This window comes from Butyricimonas faecalis (assembly GCF_003991565.1).
Taxonomy (GTDB): domain Bacteria; phylum Bacteroidota; class Bacteroidia; order Bacteroidales; family Marinifilaceae; genus Butyricimonas; species Butyricimonas faecalis.
In genome coordinates this window covers 1,295,279-1,309,989 of the sequence record NZ_CP032819.1, presented here as the reverse complement: position 1 = coordinate 1,309,989, position 14,711 = coordinate 1,295,279, and the positions used below count along the sequence as shown (strand labels likewise).

At 51.7% G+C, this 14,711-nt stretch carries 23 protein-coding genes; 13 read left to right on the top strand and 10 right to left on the bottom strand.

All coding sequences use genetic code 11. From position 1 onward, the window contains the following. The first annotated feature begins 80 nt into the window (after nucleotides 1-80). From D8S85_RS05835 to D8S85_RS05775, 13 genes are all read left to right on the top strand, one after another. Complete coding sequence (locus tag D8S85_RS05835) at nucleotides 81-494, top strand: DUF3876 domain-containing protein (protein WP_004322027.1); 414 nt, start codon at nucleotides 81-83, stop codon at nucleotides 492-494. Between the two features lie 27 nt (nucleotides 495-521). Then, the gene (locus D8S85_RS05830) at nucleotides 522-1,160 is read left to right on the top strand and encodes a DUF4141 domain-containing protein (protein ID WP_004322026.1); all 639 of its coding nucleotides are present in this window, start codon (nucleotides 522-524) and stop codon (nucleotides 1,158-1,160) included. Between the two features lie 3 nt (nucleotides 1,161-1,163). Beyond that, nucleotides 1,164-2,189, top strand: coding sequence for a conjugative transposon protein TraJ (gene traJ / locus D8S85_RS05825; RefSeq protein WP_007841019.1), 1,026 nt, complete (start codon nucleotides 1,164-1,166; stop codon nucleotides 2,187-2,189). An 81-nt stretch (nucleotides 2,190-2,270) separates the two neighbouring features. Continuing rightward, complete coding sequence (traK, locus tag D8S85_RS05820; protein WP_004322024.1) at nucleotides 2,271-2,894, top strand: conjugative transposon protein TraK; 624 nt, start codon at nucleotides 2,271-2,273, stop codon at nucleotides 2,892-2,894. Continuing rightward, a complete protein-coding gene (locus D8S85_RS05815; protein ID WP_008761198.1) occupies nucleotides 2,894-3,160 on the top strand; it encodes a TraL conjugative transposon family protein in 267 nt (88 codons plus the stop codon). Before traK ends, D8S85_RS05815 begins: the two co-directional genes overlap by 1 nt. After that, on the top strand, nucleotides 3,157-4,245 hold the full coding sequence (locus D8S85_RS05810; RefSeq protein WP_004322022.1) for a hypothetical protein: 1,089 nt from the start codon (nucleotides 3,157-3,159) through the stop codon (nucleotides 4,243-4,245). The genes D8S85_RS05815 and D8S85_RS05810 overlap by 4 nt, the downstream gene beginning before the upstream one ends. Before the next feature lie 19 nt (nucleotides 4,246-4,264). Next, entirely contained in the window at nucleotides 4,265-5,596 is a 1,332-nt protein-coding gene (gene traM, locus D8S85_RS05805) for a conjugative transposon protein TraM (protein WP_004322021.1), read from the top strand. A gap of 79 nt (nucleotides 5,597-5,675) precedes the next feature. Continuing rightward, complete coding sequence (gene traN / locus D8S85_RS05800; RefSeq protein ID WP_004322020.1) at nucleotides 5,676-6,674, top strand: conjugative transposon protein TraN; 999 nt, start codon at nucleotides 5,676-5,678, stop codon at nucleotides 6,672-6,674. Continuing rightward, nucleotides 6,671-7,228, top strand: a complete 558-nt coding sequence (locus D8S85_RS05795) for a conjugal transfer protein TraO (protein ID WP_004322018.1) — start codon at nucleotides 6,671-6,673, stop codon at nucleotides 7,226-7,228. Before traN ends, D8S85_RS05795 begins: the two co-directional genes overlap by 4 nt. A gap of 12 nt (nucleotides 7,229-7,240) precedes the next feature. Beyond that, nucleotides 7,241-8,134, top strand: coding sequence for a toprim domain-containing protein (locus D8S85_RS05790; RefSeq protein ID WP_007841022.1), 894 nt, complete (start codon nucleotides 7,241-7,243; stop codon nucleotides 8,132-8,134). 5 nt (nucleotides 8,135-8,139) lie between these two features. Further along, nucleotides 8,140-8,649, top strand: a complete 510-nt coding sequence (locus tag D8S85_RS05785; RefSeq protein WP_004322015.1) for a DUF3872 domain-containing protein — start codon at nucleotides 8,140-8,142, stop codon at nucleotides 8,647-8,649. Then, a complete protein-coding gene (locus D8S85_RS05780; protein WP_004322014.1) occupies nucleotides 8,646-9,167 on the top strand; it encodes a glycoside hydrolase family protein in 522 nt (173 codons plus the stop codon). Before D8S85_RS05785 ends, D8S85_RS05780 begins: the two co-directional genes overlap by 4 nt. Nucleotides 9,168-9,261: 94 nt before the next feature. Further along, the gene (locus D8S85_RS05775) at nucleotides 9,262-10,245 is read left to right on the top strand and encodes a phage exclusion protein Lit family protein (protein ID WP_004322013.1); all 984 of its coding nucleotides are present in this window, start codon (nucleotides 9,262-9,264) and stop codon (nucleotides 10,243-10,245) included. A 122-nt stretch (nucleotides 10,246-10,367) separates the two neighbouring features. Here the strand turns inward: D8S85_RS05775 and D8S85_RS05770 are convergent, their stop codons facing one another. Genes D8S85_RS05770 through D8S85_RS05725 form a run of 10 tightly spaced genes read right to left on the bottom strand, consistent with a single transcriptional unit; the run spans nucleotide 10,368 to nucleotide 14,532 of the window. Next, a complete protein-coding gene (locus tag D8S85_RS05770) occupies nucleotides 10,368-10,571 on the bottom strand; it encodes a hypothetical protein (RefSeq protein WP_008156960.1) in 204 nt (67 codons plus the stop codon). A gap of 60 nt (nucleotides 10,572-10,631) precedes the next feature. Beyond that, on the bottom strand, nucleotides 10,632-10,877 hold the full coding sequence (locus D8S85_RS05765; RefSeq protein ID WP_004322012.1) for a DUF6956 domain-containing protein: 246 nt from the start codon (nucleotides 10,875-10,877) through the stop codon (nucleotides 10,632-10,634). After that, nucleotides 10,874-11,092 carry a DUF3873 family protein gene (locus D8S85_RS05760; protein WP_004322011.1) on the bottom strand — a complete coding sequence of 73 codons (219 nt, stop codon included), beginning with the start codon at nucleotides 11,090-11,092 and terminating at the stop codon, nucleotides 10,874-10,876. Before D8S85_RS05760 ends, D8S85_RS05765 begins: the two co-directional genes overlap by 4 nt. A gap of 11 nt (nucleotides 11,093-11,103) precedes the next feature. Further along, nucleotides 11,104-11,361: a hypothetical protein gene (locus tag D8S85_RS05755; protein ID WP_004322010.1), complete on the bottom strand. Its 258-nt coding sequence runs from the start codon at nucleotides 11,359-11,361 to the stop codon at nucleotides 11,104-11,106. A gap of 27 nt (nucleotides 11,362-11,388) precedes the next feature. After that, nucleotides 11,389-12,723 (bottom strand): PcfJ domain-containing protein, encoded by a 1,335-nt coding sequence (locus D8S85_RS05750; protein ID WP_004322009.1) that lies wholly within the window; start codon nucleotides 12,721-12,723, stop codon nucleotides 11,389-11,391. 4 nt (nucleotides 12,724-12,727) lie between these two features. Further along, complete coding sequence (locus D8S85_RS05745) at nucleotides 12,728-13,150, bottom strand: PcfK-like family protein (protein ID WP_004322008.1); 423 nt, start codon at nucleotides 13,148-13,150, stop codon at nucleotides 12,728-12,730. Between the two features lie 17 nt (nucleotides 13,151-13,167). After that, a complete protein-coding gene (locus D8S85_RS05740) occupies nucleotides 13,168-13,761 on the bottom strand; it encodes a hypothetical protein (RefSeq protein ID WP_004322007.1) in 594 nt (197 codons plus the stop codon). Between the two features lie 9 nt (nucleotides 13,762-13,770). Beyond that, nucleotides 13,771-14,061, bottom strand: coding sequence for a hypothetical protein (locus D8S85_RS05735; protein WP_004322006.1), 291 nt, complete (start codon nucleotides 14,059-14,061; stop codon nucleotides 13,771-13,773). A 19-nt stretch (nucleotides 14,062-14,080) separates the two neighbouring features. Next, nucleotides 14,081-14,302, bottom strand: coding sequence for a hypothetical protein (locus tag D8S85_RS05730; protein ID WP_004322005.1), 222 nt, complete (start codon nucleotides 14,300-14,302; stop codon nucleotides 14,081-14,083). An 11-nt stretch (nucleotides 14,303-14,313) separates the two neighbouring features. Next, nucleotides 14,314-14,532 carry a hypothetical protein gene (locus D8S85_RS05725; protein WP_004322004.1) on the bottom strand — a complete coding sequence of 73 codons (219 nt, stop codon included), beginning with the start codon at nucleotides 14,530-14,532 and terminating at the stop codon, nucleotides 14,314-14,316. Nucleotides 14,533-14,711: the final 179 nt, after the last annotated feature.

The window sequence follows — 14,711 nt, the reverse complement described above, 5'->3', positions numbered from 1 at the left end:
TATACGGCATATAAGGGTGTATCAAACGGCGTATGAGGTCAAGACACATTTTATCAACAAAAAAACAAGAATTGAAGATTATGAACATTGAACTGACAAAGACACAACGGCTGCTGCTTTGCGGCGGTCTGATAGGCTTGGCGTCGCTGATGCTGCAAGCCTGCGAGACGGTAATGAAAGAAAACGAAGACATCCGCGAGAAGATTTGCGGCAACTGGCAGAGCGTGGAGGGCAAGCCCGACATATTGGTGTACAAGGAGGGCGCACTTTACAAGGTGACGCTGTTCCGCAGGGCGGGCGTCCACCGGAAACTGAAGCCGGAGACCTACCTGCTGCAAAGGGAGGCGGACGGTAACCTCTACCTGAACACGGGCTTCCGCATCGACGTGGCATACAACGAGGAAACGGACATCCTGTCCTTTTCGCCTAACGGCGACTATATCCGGGTGAACACGGATGAAACAGCCAATGGCGAAAAGAAGAAAGAACAATAAGAATGTACCACTAAATCCAATGTGAATATGAGACAAAAACTGAAAATGCCATTGGTGGCAGCCTGCCTGTGCCTTGCAGGTGCAGGCACGGCAAACGCCCAATGGGTGGTGTCCGACCCGACGAACCTCGCGCAGAGCATCATCAACTCCGCCAAGGAGATGGTGGAAACGGCGGGCACGAAAGCCAACACGCTCAACGGCTTCTTGGAAACCAAGAAAGTGTTTGAGCAGGGAAAGAAGTATTACGACGCGCTGAAATCCGTACATGACGTGGTGAAGGGCGGCGTGAAGGTGTCGAAAAGCATCGGGTTGGTGATGGAAATATCAGAAATCTATGTGGATAACTACCAGAAGATGCTCTCTGATGAGAACTACACGCCGGAAGAGCTTGCCGCCATATCGTCGGGCTACACCATGCTGATAGACGAGAGTTCGGACGTGCTGCAAGACCTGAAGAACGTGGTGAACGTGACGGGGATGTCGCTCACGGACGCGGAACGGCTGGCGATTATCGACAACGCCTACCGCAGCCTGATGAACTACCGCAACCTCGTGCGCTACTACACGAACAAGACCATATCGGTGTCCTACCTCCGGGCAAGGAAGAAGAACGACATGGACCGGGTGATAGGACTCTACGGAAACCCCAACGAAAAATACTGGTAAGTTATGGGAGAGTTCGACAACCTTCACCAGATACTCCTTTCGCTCTACGACGAGATGATGCCGCTGTGCGCGGACATGACGGGCGTGGCGAAAGGGCTTGCCGGGCTGGGCGCGTTGTTCTACGTGGCGGTGCGCGTGTGGCAGTCGCTCGCCCGCGCCGAGGCGATAGACGTGTACCCGCTGCTCCGCCCGTTTGCGCTCGGTTTGTGCATCCTGTTCTTCCCGACCATCGTGTTGGGTACGATGAACAGCGTGTTAAGCCCCATCGTGCAGGGCGTACACGGCATCCTCGAAGAACAGACCTTCGACATGAACGAGTACCGGGAGCAGAAAGACAAACTGGAATACGAGGCGATGATGCGCAACCCGGAGACCGCCTACCTCGCCAGTGATGAGGAATTTGACCGCCAGTTGGACGAGCTGGGCTGGTCGCCCTCGGACTTGGTGACGATGACGGGGATGTACATGGACCGGGCGGCGTACAACATCAAGAAGACGGTGCGTGACTGGTTCCGGGAACTGCTGGAACTGATGTTCGCCGCAGCCGCGCTCATCATCGACACGCTCAGGACGTTCTTCCTCGTGGTGCTGAGCATCCTGGGACCGGTAGCCTTCGCCTTTGCCGTATGGGACGGCTTCCACTCGACGCTCTCGGCGTGGTTCAGCCGCTACATACAGATTTACCTGTGGCTTCCCGTGTCGGATTTGTTCAGCACCATACTGGCGAAGATACAGATTCTGATGTTGCAGAACGACATACAAGCGATGCAGACCGACCCGAACTTCTCGGTGGAGGCGAGCAACGGGGTGTACATCGTGTTCCTCATCATCGGCATCGTGGGCTACTTCACCATCCCGACGGTGGCAGGCTGGATCATCCAAGCAGGTGGCGGCATAGGCAGCTACAACAAGAACATCAACACCGCCGGGGCTTTGGGCGGCAGCGTGGCGGGAGCCGCCGCAGGAAACGTGGCAGGCCGCGCGGGCAAGCTCATCAAGGGAACGGCGGGAAAGCTGTTCCGAAGATAGGCATTCCGGACAATCCGTTTCCGTGAGTTGCCCGACCCTTAAAAACGGATTATTGAACAATTAAAAGACGAAAAGAAGAAAATGGAATTCAAATCACTCAAGAACATCGAGACGAGTTTCCGGCAGATACGTCTGTTCGGCATCGTCTATACGGCGGCCTGCGCCCTCGTGGTGGTCTGCTCGGTGGTGTGCGCCTTCCGCTTCGCCGAGGCGCAACGGCAGAAGATATACGTCCTCGATGGAGGCAAGAGTCTTATGCTCGCGCTCTCGCAGGACCTGTCGCAGAACCGCCCGGCGGAAGCCAGGGAACACGTGCGCCGCTTCCACGAACTGTTTTTCACCCTCTCGCCGGAGAAAAGCGCGATAGAGCACAACGTGAAACGCGCCCTGCTCTTGGCAGACAAGAGCGCGTACAACTATTACGCCGACTTCGCCGAAAAGGGCTTCTACAACCGCATCATCGCCGGGAACATCAACCAAGTGTTGCAGGTGGACAGCGTGGTGTGCAATTTCGACCGCTATCCCTACGAGGCGCGGACATACGCCCGTCAGATGATTATCCGCGAGAGCAACGTGACGGAACGGACATTAGTAACCGCCTGCCGCCTGCTCAACGCGAGCCGCTCGGACGACAACCCAAACGGCTTCACCATCGAGGGCTTCACGGTATTGGAGAACAAGGACATCCGGACGATTGAAAGATAATGCGTATGGGAAAGATGAAAAATCTCATTGAAAAGTGGACCACCGGGCTGAAAGGTTGGTTACGCAATAGGCTGGACGCCCTGCCGCCCAAAGCACGGCTTAGGATAGTCCTTGCGGCATTTGCCGTGTTCGCCTCGCTCTGTCTCTACATGACTGCCGCCGCAATCATCGGCTTCGGCAAAGGGGAAGAGGCATTGGAGATACGGCACATCGAGAAGTTAGAAATATATAATAAGGTGTATCACTCAAATTTGAATCCACAATGAAATTATCAGATTGGATATGGGAAAAGATGGAAAACTTGCAGGATGCCGGATTCCGATGGAAACCGACCTTGAAGTTCTGCCATCAGGTGCTTCGCTTGGATTACAATGCCATTGCCGATTCCATCGTAAGGAACGGGCATCGCCCGGCAATTACGGAAGAGCAGGCAAAAATACTCTGGGATTACCGTTTCTTCCGGAATCTGGACCAGACGGAACGCAGCGGCTGGCACAAGGTTATGGATGTACTGCAACAAACCGATTGGGGCAAACAGCAGGTCTGGTTGTTGTCCGGATTGAAAATGGGGAATGAAACACTTCCCCAAAAACTGAATGCCATGTACACGCTGCTTTGTAGTGCCCATACGGGTAAAAGCCATACCCTATGTCCTCTGCCCAATCCGGAAGAAGTGGCTACCGCCCATAAGCTGGTAGGGTATTGCATGAAGGACGAGGAACTCGACTACTTGAAGCGGCTTGCCCTGCATGGGGAATATCCGGGAGACCTGACCGCCATCAGGCATGGTCTGATGGATATGTACCAAAAGATAGAGGACCTCGAATGGGAACGGGCCAAGGAAATGCGTGCGGACAATCACTGGTCGGCGGACTCCATCGATGCGGCCATCCAGGAGGAAAAAGGACGGATTATGCGCAGTGCCTCCGATTTGTACGAGCAGAAAGTGCAGGGCAAGTTCCCGGACGACTATCGGAAAGCCCTGCACCGGGAACGGATGGTGCTTCATGGACTCTCTCAAAAGGGATGGGACGGGCAGACAAAAATTCCGAAACCTCTGTTGGTCAAGTATGGGTTGGCGGAATCATTCGGAAAAATAAGCGATGCGTTGATGGATTACATTATCCGTTGTGACATGGGAGACGATACTTATCCCAAGCATATGGTAGGGCATCATAACCGCATCATCAAAGAACAGTCCCGGATAGGATTGGAACGCTTGGAACACAGGTTGTTTCCGGATAAAAACAAACCAAAGCTCCATCCGGCTTCTTTGGGTACGCATAAAATGCCCATTCGCTTACAGAATCAGGTAAGCAAAGAGAATAAAGGTATAAAAATCAGACTTTGACAAGCTAATTGAACTGATGATGGAAACAAAAGAACAGAAGAATGAATCAAGAACAAAAGAGAAAAAGCCGCTGACGGAACAACAGCGTCAGCAAAGGCAGAAGATGCTGGTCTATCCGCTGATGGTGCTGCTGTTCGCCGGGTGTATGTGGCTCATCTTCGCGCCGTCCTCCGAGGACAAGGAGAAAGAACGGCAGGGACAGGGATTCAACACGGACATGCCCATGCCCGAAGACTCCAAAATCATCGGGGACAAGGCGAAAGCCTACGAGCAGCAGGATTTGGAAAACAAGCGGAAGGAACGCCGGGGCATGGTGGGCGACCTCTCCGCGTTCTGGAACGACAGCGACGGTGACACGCCAACGGACGATGCCGACACTTCGGACGATTACCGCCTGACACGGACGGAAACGACCGACGGGGAAACGGCGGACGAAAGACAGGCGGGCATCCGCACTTCCGCTGCCGCCTACCAACGGCTGAACACCTCGCTGGGCACGTTCTACGAGCCGCCGAAGGAGGACACGGAAAAGGAGGAACTCCGGGAGCGCATCGACGAACTGGAAGCCATGCTGGTGGCGCAGGATAGCAAGCCTTCCACGATGGAGGAACAGGTCGCCCTGTTGGAAAAGTCCTATGAGCTGGCGGCGAAGTACCAGAATGACAACAATGCCGGACAAGCCGCACAGCCCGATGAAACGGGAGGTTCTGTGAGTACAGGCGAAAAGAGCATGAAGGCAGAACCCGTAAGCGATGTAAGGCGGACGGTGGTGTCCGCCCTGCCGCAGCCCATGACAGACTCGGCGTTCATCGCGGACTATTCGGGGGAACGCAACTACGGCTTCCACACCGCCATCGGTGCGGAGGAAACGACGGGGAAGAACACCATCGCCGCCTGTGTGCAGGGCGACCAGACGCTGACGGACGGGCAGACGGTGAAGCTCCGGCTGCTGGAGCCGATGCGCGTGTCGGGGCGCGTCATCCCCCGGAACACGCTCCTTGTGGGCGCGGCACGGTTGCAGGGCGAAAGGCTCGGCATCGGCATCACCTCGCTGGAACACGGGGGAAACATCATCCCGGTAGAACTGGAGGTGTACGACAGCGACGGGCAGGCGGGCATCTTCATACCCGGCTCGATGGAGATAGACGCGGCAAAGGAAATCGGGGCGAACATGGGCAGCTCGCTCGGAAGCAGCATCAACATATCGACCGACGCGGGGGCGCAGCTCGCCTCCGACTTGGGGCGAGGGGCGATACAGGGCATCTCGCAGTACATCTCGAAAAGGATGCGCACGGTCAAGGTACATCTGAAGTCAGGGTACAGGGTATTGCTCTACCAAGAAAAGGAATGAACAGTCCAAAAACATAAAGGCAAAAAAAGAAAAAATAATCAACAAACTAATTTTTATTTACCACTAAATCCAACGTAAAATGAGTATCAAGAAAGTAATGACAATGTTTGCCCTGCTGATGGGCATCGCCTGTGCGAGCTACGCGCAGGGAGTGACGAACGACAGCACTGCCACCGCCAAGGAGGACGGGCTGGAACTGGTGAAGGACGTCTATCCGCAGACGGAGGAGGACGGCGACCTGTACCACGGTCTGACGAAAAAGCTGATGTTCGACCGCATGATACCGCCGCACGGCTTGGAAGTCACGTATGACAAGACCGTCCACATCCTGTTTCCGGCGGCGGTGCGCTACGTGGACTTGGGTTCGCCCAACCTGATAGCGGGCAAGGCGGACGGTGCGGAGAACGTCATCCGTGTGAAGGCGACGGTCAAGAATTTCCGCAACGAGACGAACATGAGCGTCATCACGGAGGACGGGTCATTTTACACATTTAATGTGAAATACGCCGATGAGCCGCTTATCCTGAACGTGGAAATGAAGGACTTTATCCACGACGGCAGCACGGTGAACCGACCGAACAACGCGCAGGAAATCTACCTGAAGGAACTGGGCAGCGAAAGCCCGATGCTGGTACACCTCATCATGAAGTCGCTGCACAAGGAGGACAAGCGCAAGGTGAAGCACATCGGCTGCAAGCGTTTCGGCATCCAGTACCTGCTGAAAGGGATTTATGTCCACAATGACCTGCTGTATTTCTACACGGAGATAAAGAACCAAAGCAATGTGCCGTTTGACGTGGACTACATCACGTTCAAGATTGTGGACAAGAAGGTGGCGAAGCGTACCGCCATGCAGGAACAGGTGCTGTTCCCGCTCCGCGCCTACAACTACGCCGTCCGTGTAGCCGGGAAGCGGTCCGAACGCACGGTGTTCTGCCTTCCGAAGTTCACCATCCCCGACGGCAAGCAGCTCGTGGTGGAGATGAACGAGAAGGACGGCGGACGCCACCAGACGTTTACCGTGGAGAACGAGGACTTGGTACAGGCTGAAACCATCAACGAACTGCGCGTGCGATGAAAGGAAAGGTACTGTTTATTGTAACGCTTCTGTTCGTCCTCCTGGCAGGACGGGCGGAAGCCCAACGGTGCCTGCCGAAGATGCGGGGCATCGAGTTGAGAGCCGGGCTGAACGAGGCGGACGGCTATGTGCTGGGAGCCATGCTTTCGAGCTACGCGAAAGGTGGGAACAAGTGGGTGTACGGGCTGGAATACCTGAAAACCAGCCACGGATACCGGAGTACGACCATCCCTGCGGCACAGTTCACGGCGGAGGGCGGTTACTACTACAACTTCCTCTCGGACGCGAAAAAGGTGGTGTTCTTCTACGCTGGCGCGTCAGCCCTTGCCGGGTACGAGACGGTGAACTGGGGCGGAAAGACGCTGTACGACGGGGCGAGGCTGAACAACAAGGACGCCTTTGTCTATGGCTGCGCCGCCACGCTGGAAATGGAGCTGTACCTCGTGGACTTCATTGCGCTGACGGCCTCGCTGCGTGAACGCTTCCTGTGGGGCGGCAGCATGGGCGTGTGCCACACGGAATACGGGATAGGCGTGAAGTTCATCATCAACTGAATGTGCGCCTATATGGATATAGAAGCGATGAAACGCTATCCGCTGGAGGACTTCCTTGCACGGCTGGGGCATCATCCCGTGCAAAGACGTGCCAACGCCATCTGGTACAGGTCGCCGTACCGGGAGGAACACACGCCTTCCTTCAAGGTAAACCCGGAAAAGAACCTCTGGTTTGATTTTGGCGAGGGCAAGGGCGGTAACATCTTCGCCCTTGCGGGGGAGTTCATCCAAAGCGGCGACTTCCTCACACAGGCGAGGTATGTGGCGGAGGTGGCGGACATGCCGTTGCAGGACTATGAGCAACGCCGCACCCCCGAAGTGCGGCAACCAGCCGGACACAGCTTCGAGGACGTGGAAGTGCTGCCCTTGCAGAGCCGGGCGTTACTCCATTACCTGCAAGAAAGGGGCATACCGTCCGCCATAGCCATCGCGAACTGCAAGGAGATGCGCTACTCCACGCACGGGAAACGGTATTTCGCCGTGGCTTTCGGCAACTGCGGTGGCGGCTACGAGATACGCAACCCGTTCTTCAAGGGCTGTGTGCCGCCAAAGGACGTCACCCTGCTGCCGTCAGGCTCTGCCGTTTGCAACGTGTACGAGGGCTTCGTGGACTACCTTTCCGCCCGTGCATTAGGCATCGGCGGCGGGGAGGACCACCTTGTCCTCAACTCGGTGTCCAATGTGGCGAGGGCGTACCGGCATCTGGACGGCTACGGAACGGTGCGGTGCCACCTTGACAACGACGAAGCCGGGCGGCGGACATTGGAAGCCCTGCGCACACGTTACGGCGAAAGGGTGTCGGACTGCTCCGGCATCTACGGCGGATGCAAGGACTTGAACGAGTATCTGCAAAGCCGTCTGAAACAAAACGAGAAGAACAACAAGAACATCAAACTTAAAATGTAACGGTTATGAACATGAACAAATTAAACAATACACGGAAAGTGAAAAGAAACATAGTAAAATCATTGGCAACCCTTTGTCTGGGGCTGCTCTCTGTATGCTTCACCGCCTGCGATGACGATTTGGACGTGACGCAAGCCTATCCGTTCACGGTGGAAGCCATGCCCGTGCCGAAGGAACTGGCGCAGGGCGAGACGGCGGAAATCCGTTGCGAACTGGTACGCGAGGGCGAGTTTGACGGGGCGGTCTATACCATCCGCTATTTCCAATACGACGGGGAGGGCACGTTGAAGCTGGATAACGGCTTGGTGTTGCAGCCCAACGACCGCTACCTGCTGGAGAACGAAAAATTCCGCCTATATTACACCTCGGAGTGCGACGAGTCGCAAAGCCTGACCATCACGGTGGAGGACAATTTCGGCAATGCCTGCGAGTGGGAATTGGAGTTCAACAACGACTCGGACGCGGAAACGGAGGGAGGCGTCGCTGTGTCTGACACCTTGAACGCCAGCCGATGATGCGCAAGGCGTTGCTCCTGCTGCTGGCGGCTGCCCTCTGTGGCAGCCTGCCGGCACAAGACACGGACAGCATGGCGGAACTGCTGGCATCGTTTAACAATCATCCCAAGGCTGACATCGCCGTTGAACTGATAAAAAAGTACGAGGGACTGCACGACCGTTCCGATTACCCCTACTACGGCTACGGGCATCGCAGGTTGCCCAACGAAAACCTTTCCTATGACATGACGGAGGCGGAAGCCGAAGCCCTGCTCCGCAAGGATTTGGCGGTGCGCTACAAGCTGTTCCGCAAATTTGGTAAAGATGCCTTGCTTCTTACCGTATTAAGTTTCAATGTGGGTCAAGGGGTATTGCTTGGTCACGGCGGACACCCGAAAAGCAAACTCATCCGCAAGCTGGAAGCCGGGAATCGAGACATTTACCGTGAATATATCGCTTACTGCCGGTACAAAGGAAAGCAGCACGCCATGCTATTCAATCGAAGAAAAACAGAATTTGCGTTGCTATATATTCCGTGATATGATTAAAATTCCTTGCGGTAAATAATTTCGCAAGGAATTTTTGCTTCCAATACAAATAAACATATTATCTTTACAAATAAATTTTCGAAAAATGAAAGAGCCGAAAGAAATCTATTATTTACCTGTAGAACAGTTATCTGATGATGTTATTCAATATATTGAAAAAGTTTTTGAGTTATTAGATGCTGTAAAAAATGATTGCAATAGCAATAATTTTTCTCGCCGATTTACTTTCATAAGAGATGAGAAAGCTATTAGTGATGTTGCGGAAATTAAAAAAGATAATAATAAATTAAATCATATATATATCAACGAAAATTTCTGTCAGTATTTATGGTCTGTTTGTGTCTATCTTATCGCATATTTTGAAAATGTTATACATATCCCTATGATGGATGCTGTTGGTATTAATAAAAATGGATATAAGCCCAATATGATAGATGTAGAATATGGCAATGATTGTTTTTTCAGAGGACGGCAATTATTACATAACTTTAATAGAGATGCATATTGGGTTACTCCAAATATCTGTAATCCGCAGCAATTTGAAAATATTATAAGCCATGCGAATGATGTCTATTGTGCTGCAATAGCATTTATATATGCTCACGAGTTTTCACATAATTATTTGGGGCATACACAAATACAGCAAACGCTTTCTCGTTCAATAAATGATGAAATTGCAGCAGATGATATGGCAATTAGCTTTATTCAAACTGAATATAACTCTGCATGGGGAAGAACCTATAAGGCAGGAATTGCAACTACATTAGCAGCCCTTTTATTAATGGGAGAGGATTCTATTTCTGGTGGTGGAACCCATCCAGATATGGATGTTCGAATAGAAAATTTGGTTACTAAACTGGAATTGCACGAAATGGATCTTCTTTGGGGCTATTTAGGGGTTGCTTTAAGATTATGGCTTCTTGTTTTTGATGGCTTATCCATCAAAGAGGATATGCAGCAACCGGGGTTTGGTTCATACAAAGAGATATATTTATATTATATAGAAAAATTAAAGATTGTCAGGCAACAACGTTATCCTACAATTATCAAACCAGACTGGGATATATAATTAATGACTTCATTGGATTTTTCCATCTTATCGAAGATGGGGGCAACGGTTTCTTTGCTACTTTCTTATCCGCCGACCTGCTCATGAAAGAAAGTAGCGGGCGGCAAGCCTGCCGCCCGATTTTACCGCTTTATCCTTTGCAGCACACGCTCAAGTGTGCGCTCGGCAATGGGGCGTGTGTCCTTGTTCCAAAGGTTATACCCGTGTACGGATATTCCCACGCTCCGCAAATCTCGGATATAACCGGACGCTTCATCTTGCGTGGGCAGGTAAACGAACTGCACCCATGCGTCCCTGCCGTCTGTCAGTATGAAATAGTATTTCATTTCGCTTGTTTTTTCAGTTGTTACGAATGGAGTGTGGGCGGTGTTTCCACCGCCACGCACTCAAAATTCCTTTATGTCGGCGATAGCCGTGCAGCGTGTGAGCCATTCCTTTACGCAGGGCATGTTGTATTCGGAAGTGATGACTGCCGTATGCCCGTTTATCTGCGTAAACCTCGTACTTTCATAGTCCTCCACCCATCCTTTGAGGCTGTCCGTTCCCCATGCGTCCGCATCGGCGAACATATTGTCCAAAACCTTGATAGGGTCGCTGAACGTCACTATCAGCGTTTCATATCCTGCGCTCATCGTCTGCCCTCCTTCGCTTTAATCCATTCGTCACGCAACCGCCTGCACTCGTCCAATGTGGGTTTCACGCAGGAGAACAGTTCTCCCGTTGTGGTGTCCCGATAGTCATATTGGTACATCGTGCGGACTTTGCGCCCGATTTTCAGTTGGAATTTCTCGTATTTCTCACCTGCCGTGCAGGTGCTTACTCCGTTAATAGTCATTCTTGTTGTCATAGCCTTATCAATTAAAATTCAACAATCAGTAATCTGTTCTCCAAACATTGGTCGGGGTCGGATGCCTTTTTCTGTGTCACCCACAGATGGTGTGCGCCATACCCGAATGCGAAAAGGGCGTTGAAAAGTTTCTTTCGGGCGAACACCTCCATTACCCCCCTTACATCCTGCTCGTCCTTTGTCAGTACAAGCGTGTTCAACAATTCGATGAACATTTCAGGCAGTTTCTCGTGCCACCCGAAAATCATGTTTTCTATTCTCACTTCCATATCAATAAGTATTAAGTTGTTAAACGATTACGCTGCTTCTTTCATCCGTTTCCGTATCTGCTCGGCATTGTCCTCCACCAATTTGATGATGCGGTCGTGGTATTCGGTGTTGGAGTTGCATACGCCACGGCTCTGCACCACTTTTAATGTCCGCAAGTCCACCTCCACTGTCTCGATGCGTCGCTCGTCTATCCGTGCGGAAAGTATCAGGGAGTTCTCATTGTTGTAGTAGGCGTTGGCATAGACGCAATGGTGCATGGCTTTCCCCTCCTCGTAGAACTCGTCCACGCTTTGCAGCACCTTGACGATGATTAGACCGTCCGTCAGTACAAGGTTGAGGAATGCGGCTTTCTTTCGGATATACTCGTCTTTCTCTTTCGCCATTTCTTCCAGACGCTTCCGCTCACGCTCCAACCGCTCGGCTTCCCACTCCCTGTGTTGCTGCTGCCGTTCACGCTCCAATTGGACTTGCCGTTTCCCCATATACAGGTCGTGAGCCGCCTTGAAATCGGGCGGGCATATGAAACGGGGGTTGCGCAAATCTTTTCCCAATCTCTCTAAGAGATATACGAGGTCGCACCACAATGAGATGTCGGTTATGGCATATTTATTCCGCATGGCTATCTTGTACGAGTTCCAACATCTGTCAAGTACCTGCGGACGGGAGAGGAAATAGCGCAAGTGTTCGATGTTGCCCGACTTCAGCAATGTTTCCGCACGGCTGTCCGAAAGGATAGCCTTGAAGAAGTCGTAAGGCAGTATGCCGTGCAGGTTGCCGTCAAAGCCATTTCGCTTAATTTCGGGGATAATCCGTCGGCGTGGATAGGTGCATATCGGGTCAATGTCATACACCTTATGCTGGTTGTTCCTGCGGATTTCCATCGGGCTGTCCTCGTTCCACAAGTCGTAGTAGAGAAGTGAAAAGCCACGCAACCTTGCCACTGTCTCGGACTTGCCGTCAGGAGCAATCCACCGCTGTGCCACCTCAAAGATGGAATACTCCGCCTTTTGCCCGACTTTCTGACGGCTCCTGACGAAAAAGAAACGTATTACCTGGTAGCCTTTGCAGGTGGTGATGATGGAGAAATACTCGTTGTCCACGAACACCCTCTTTCGGGTGTCCGTGATTTCCAATGCCGTGCCGCAGTTCGGGCAGGTGCATCCGCAAAGCGTGTCGGCAAGGCTGTGTCCGCTTTTCCATGCGTGTCCGCACTCCGTGCAGGTAATGACGCCTTTTGCAGTCCGCCTGCCGTAGTGCTTGAAACAATGGTGGAAAGCGTAGGTTCTCTGTGCGTTTGTCAGTTCGGGCAGGGTTGCGCTCAGACGGATGACTTCTTTCTGTATGGGTGTCTTGGGTTTCATAGGTTCAGAATAATGAAAGTTCAACTTGTTGTGCGTTTGTCTTTTGGTTCGCCTTAGCCTTGTTCCGGTTTTGCATCTTGCGCAGTTCCTCGTCTTGGTATTGGCGGATGGCTCTCTGCCTTGCTTCCGCCTTTTCCTCGTCCGTCAGTTCAACTCCGCATACCATGACTTGGCACGGGATTGGTTTGCCGATGTCGATGTCGTCCTCGTCAAAATAGTGTACCGCTTGCGACAAGACTTCCCCTGCGGTAACGCCTATGCCGTTGCCTCCATTGCATTGGCTTTTCGCCCAATGCAACAAATAGGTGATGCAATCGTCCATGTTCTTGTTCGGCTTGCTGTAACTTGCTGCAAACAGCTTGTCCTCCGCCGCACGGCTGTCCAAATAGGCTTGGATGGTCCGCTTGAAATGGTCTGTTCCGTTCATATCTGTATGTATTTTAGTTATTTGAAAAATTCTCCGTTGGATAAAAACTCGTATTCGTTGGCTTCGCAATCACGCTCAAAGGCTTCCTCGTTGCTAGCATATTCCACATCATCCCTGCAAAAGCGGAAAAAGCTGTCGATGCAGTCATTCATCAAGTCATACAAGTTCGTATGCTTGTCGGGGACTTTCAGAAAGTCGTATATGGGTTTCAGTATGTCCATGTCCGCACAATAACCCGTCAGCACACAATCATTGGTTACGGATATCCGACTTCTGCGCTGTTTGTGGAAGTCCTTTTTGTGCCAATAGGTCTTGGGCTTGAAAAGGTTGTGCCAATAGTTGTTCACGATGAATTTCAGCAACCGCACACCGCACAGTTCTTCCTCTTCCCCGCTGTAATTTGAGATGAATTGGAAATTATAGGTACAGGCATCATAATTCCACCTGCTTACCTTTACCTTGAAAATCTCCTCAAAGGCTTTCAACGTTGCCCTGTTGTCGGATGCGTCATATTCAAAGCCTTTCAACCACTTCCAATAGGCGTTCTCTTTCGCCTTGTCCGAAAGCTCGTCCACCTTGTAAACTTCGTATTTCCTCGTTTCCGTTCTCATAACTTTGCTCTATTGTTCGTCCAACATATTGTGATAAAACAACTCGTCATCCCGTCCGTAGATTTCCATCGTAGGGTTGTTGTCGTTTTCCGCAGGGGACAGTCCTTCCACCGTTTCGGGGTTCAATTCGTAGTCGCAATAGATGACGTTCTCGTCCATACCGATATGGCTGTTCACGTCTTTATCTTCCCATGAAAGAATGATGGATTTGGCTTCTTCATAGCTGTTCGCTTTGATGGAGAAGCGGGTACGTTCCCAGCAAGTTACCTTGCAATCCATATAAAAGTCAAAAGTTTCCATTGTCTGTAATTTAAGATGGTTATACGGTTTTCTGTAAAATCTCTATGTGGTATTGGGGCGGGCATTCCAAGATGAGAAAGGCGATGAAGTCCTTTCTTGCCTCCTTGTTCAACTCGTGGTACAACCTCCTGAATGAGGAAAAGTTACCGTTGATGCACACCTCTACCATATACTCGAAGATGTTGTCCACCTCGTAATACCTGCATTGTTGTGCCACTGTCTTGCTGTGTCTTTTCGCCATATCCGTATGAATTAAAGGGTTAATAACCAAATGAAAATTCCGATAGCTGCCACTACTGAAAGCAGGGCGGTGAGGATGCCGAACATGAAGTTCAACATACCCAGCAGGATTTCCCCTGCGATGCCCACCGCCAAACCTCCTGCGCAAAGGGTAATGCCCCATGCTGCTCTCACCATTGCGGACAATACGCTCCGCATAGCCTTTCCGATGTCGTTCAATGTCATTCTCATATCTTCCAATTTTTAGATTGTTGTTACTTGTCTTGCTCGGATGGGGAGGTCGGGTCGAGTCCTTTTTCTTTTCGCCTCTCCGTATGTCCGATGTCTCCTTGTGACGTCTTCCGACCGCGCACCGGTCGTTTTCGTTTCAGGGGAAAAAGCAAAGGTCAGGGGAGTAGGTTCAGCAAATT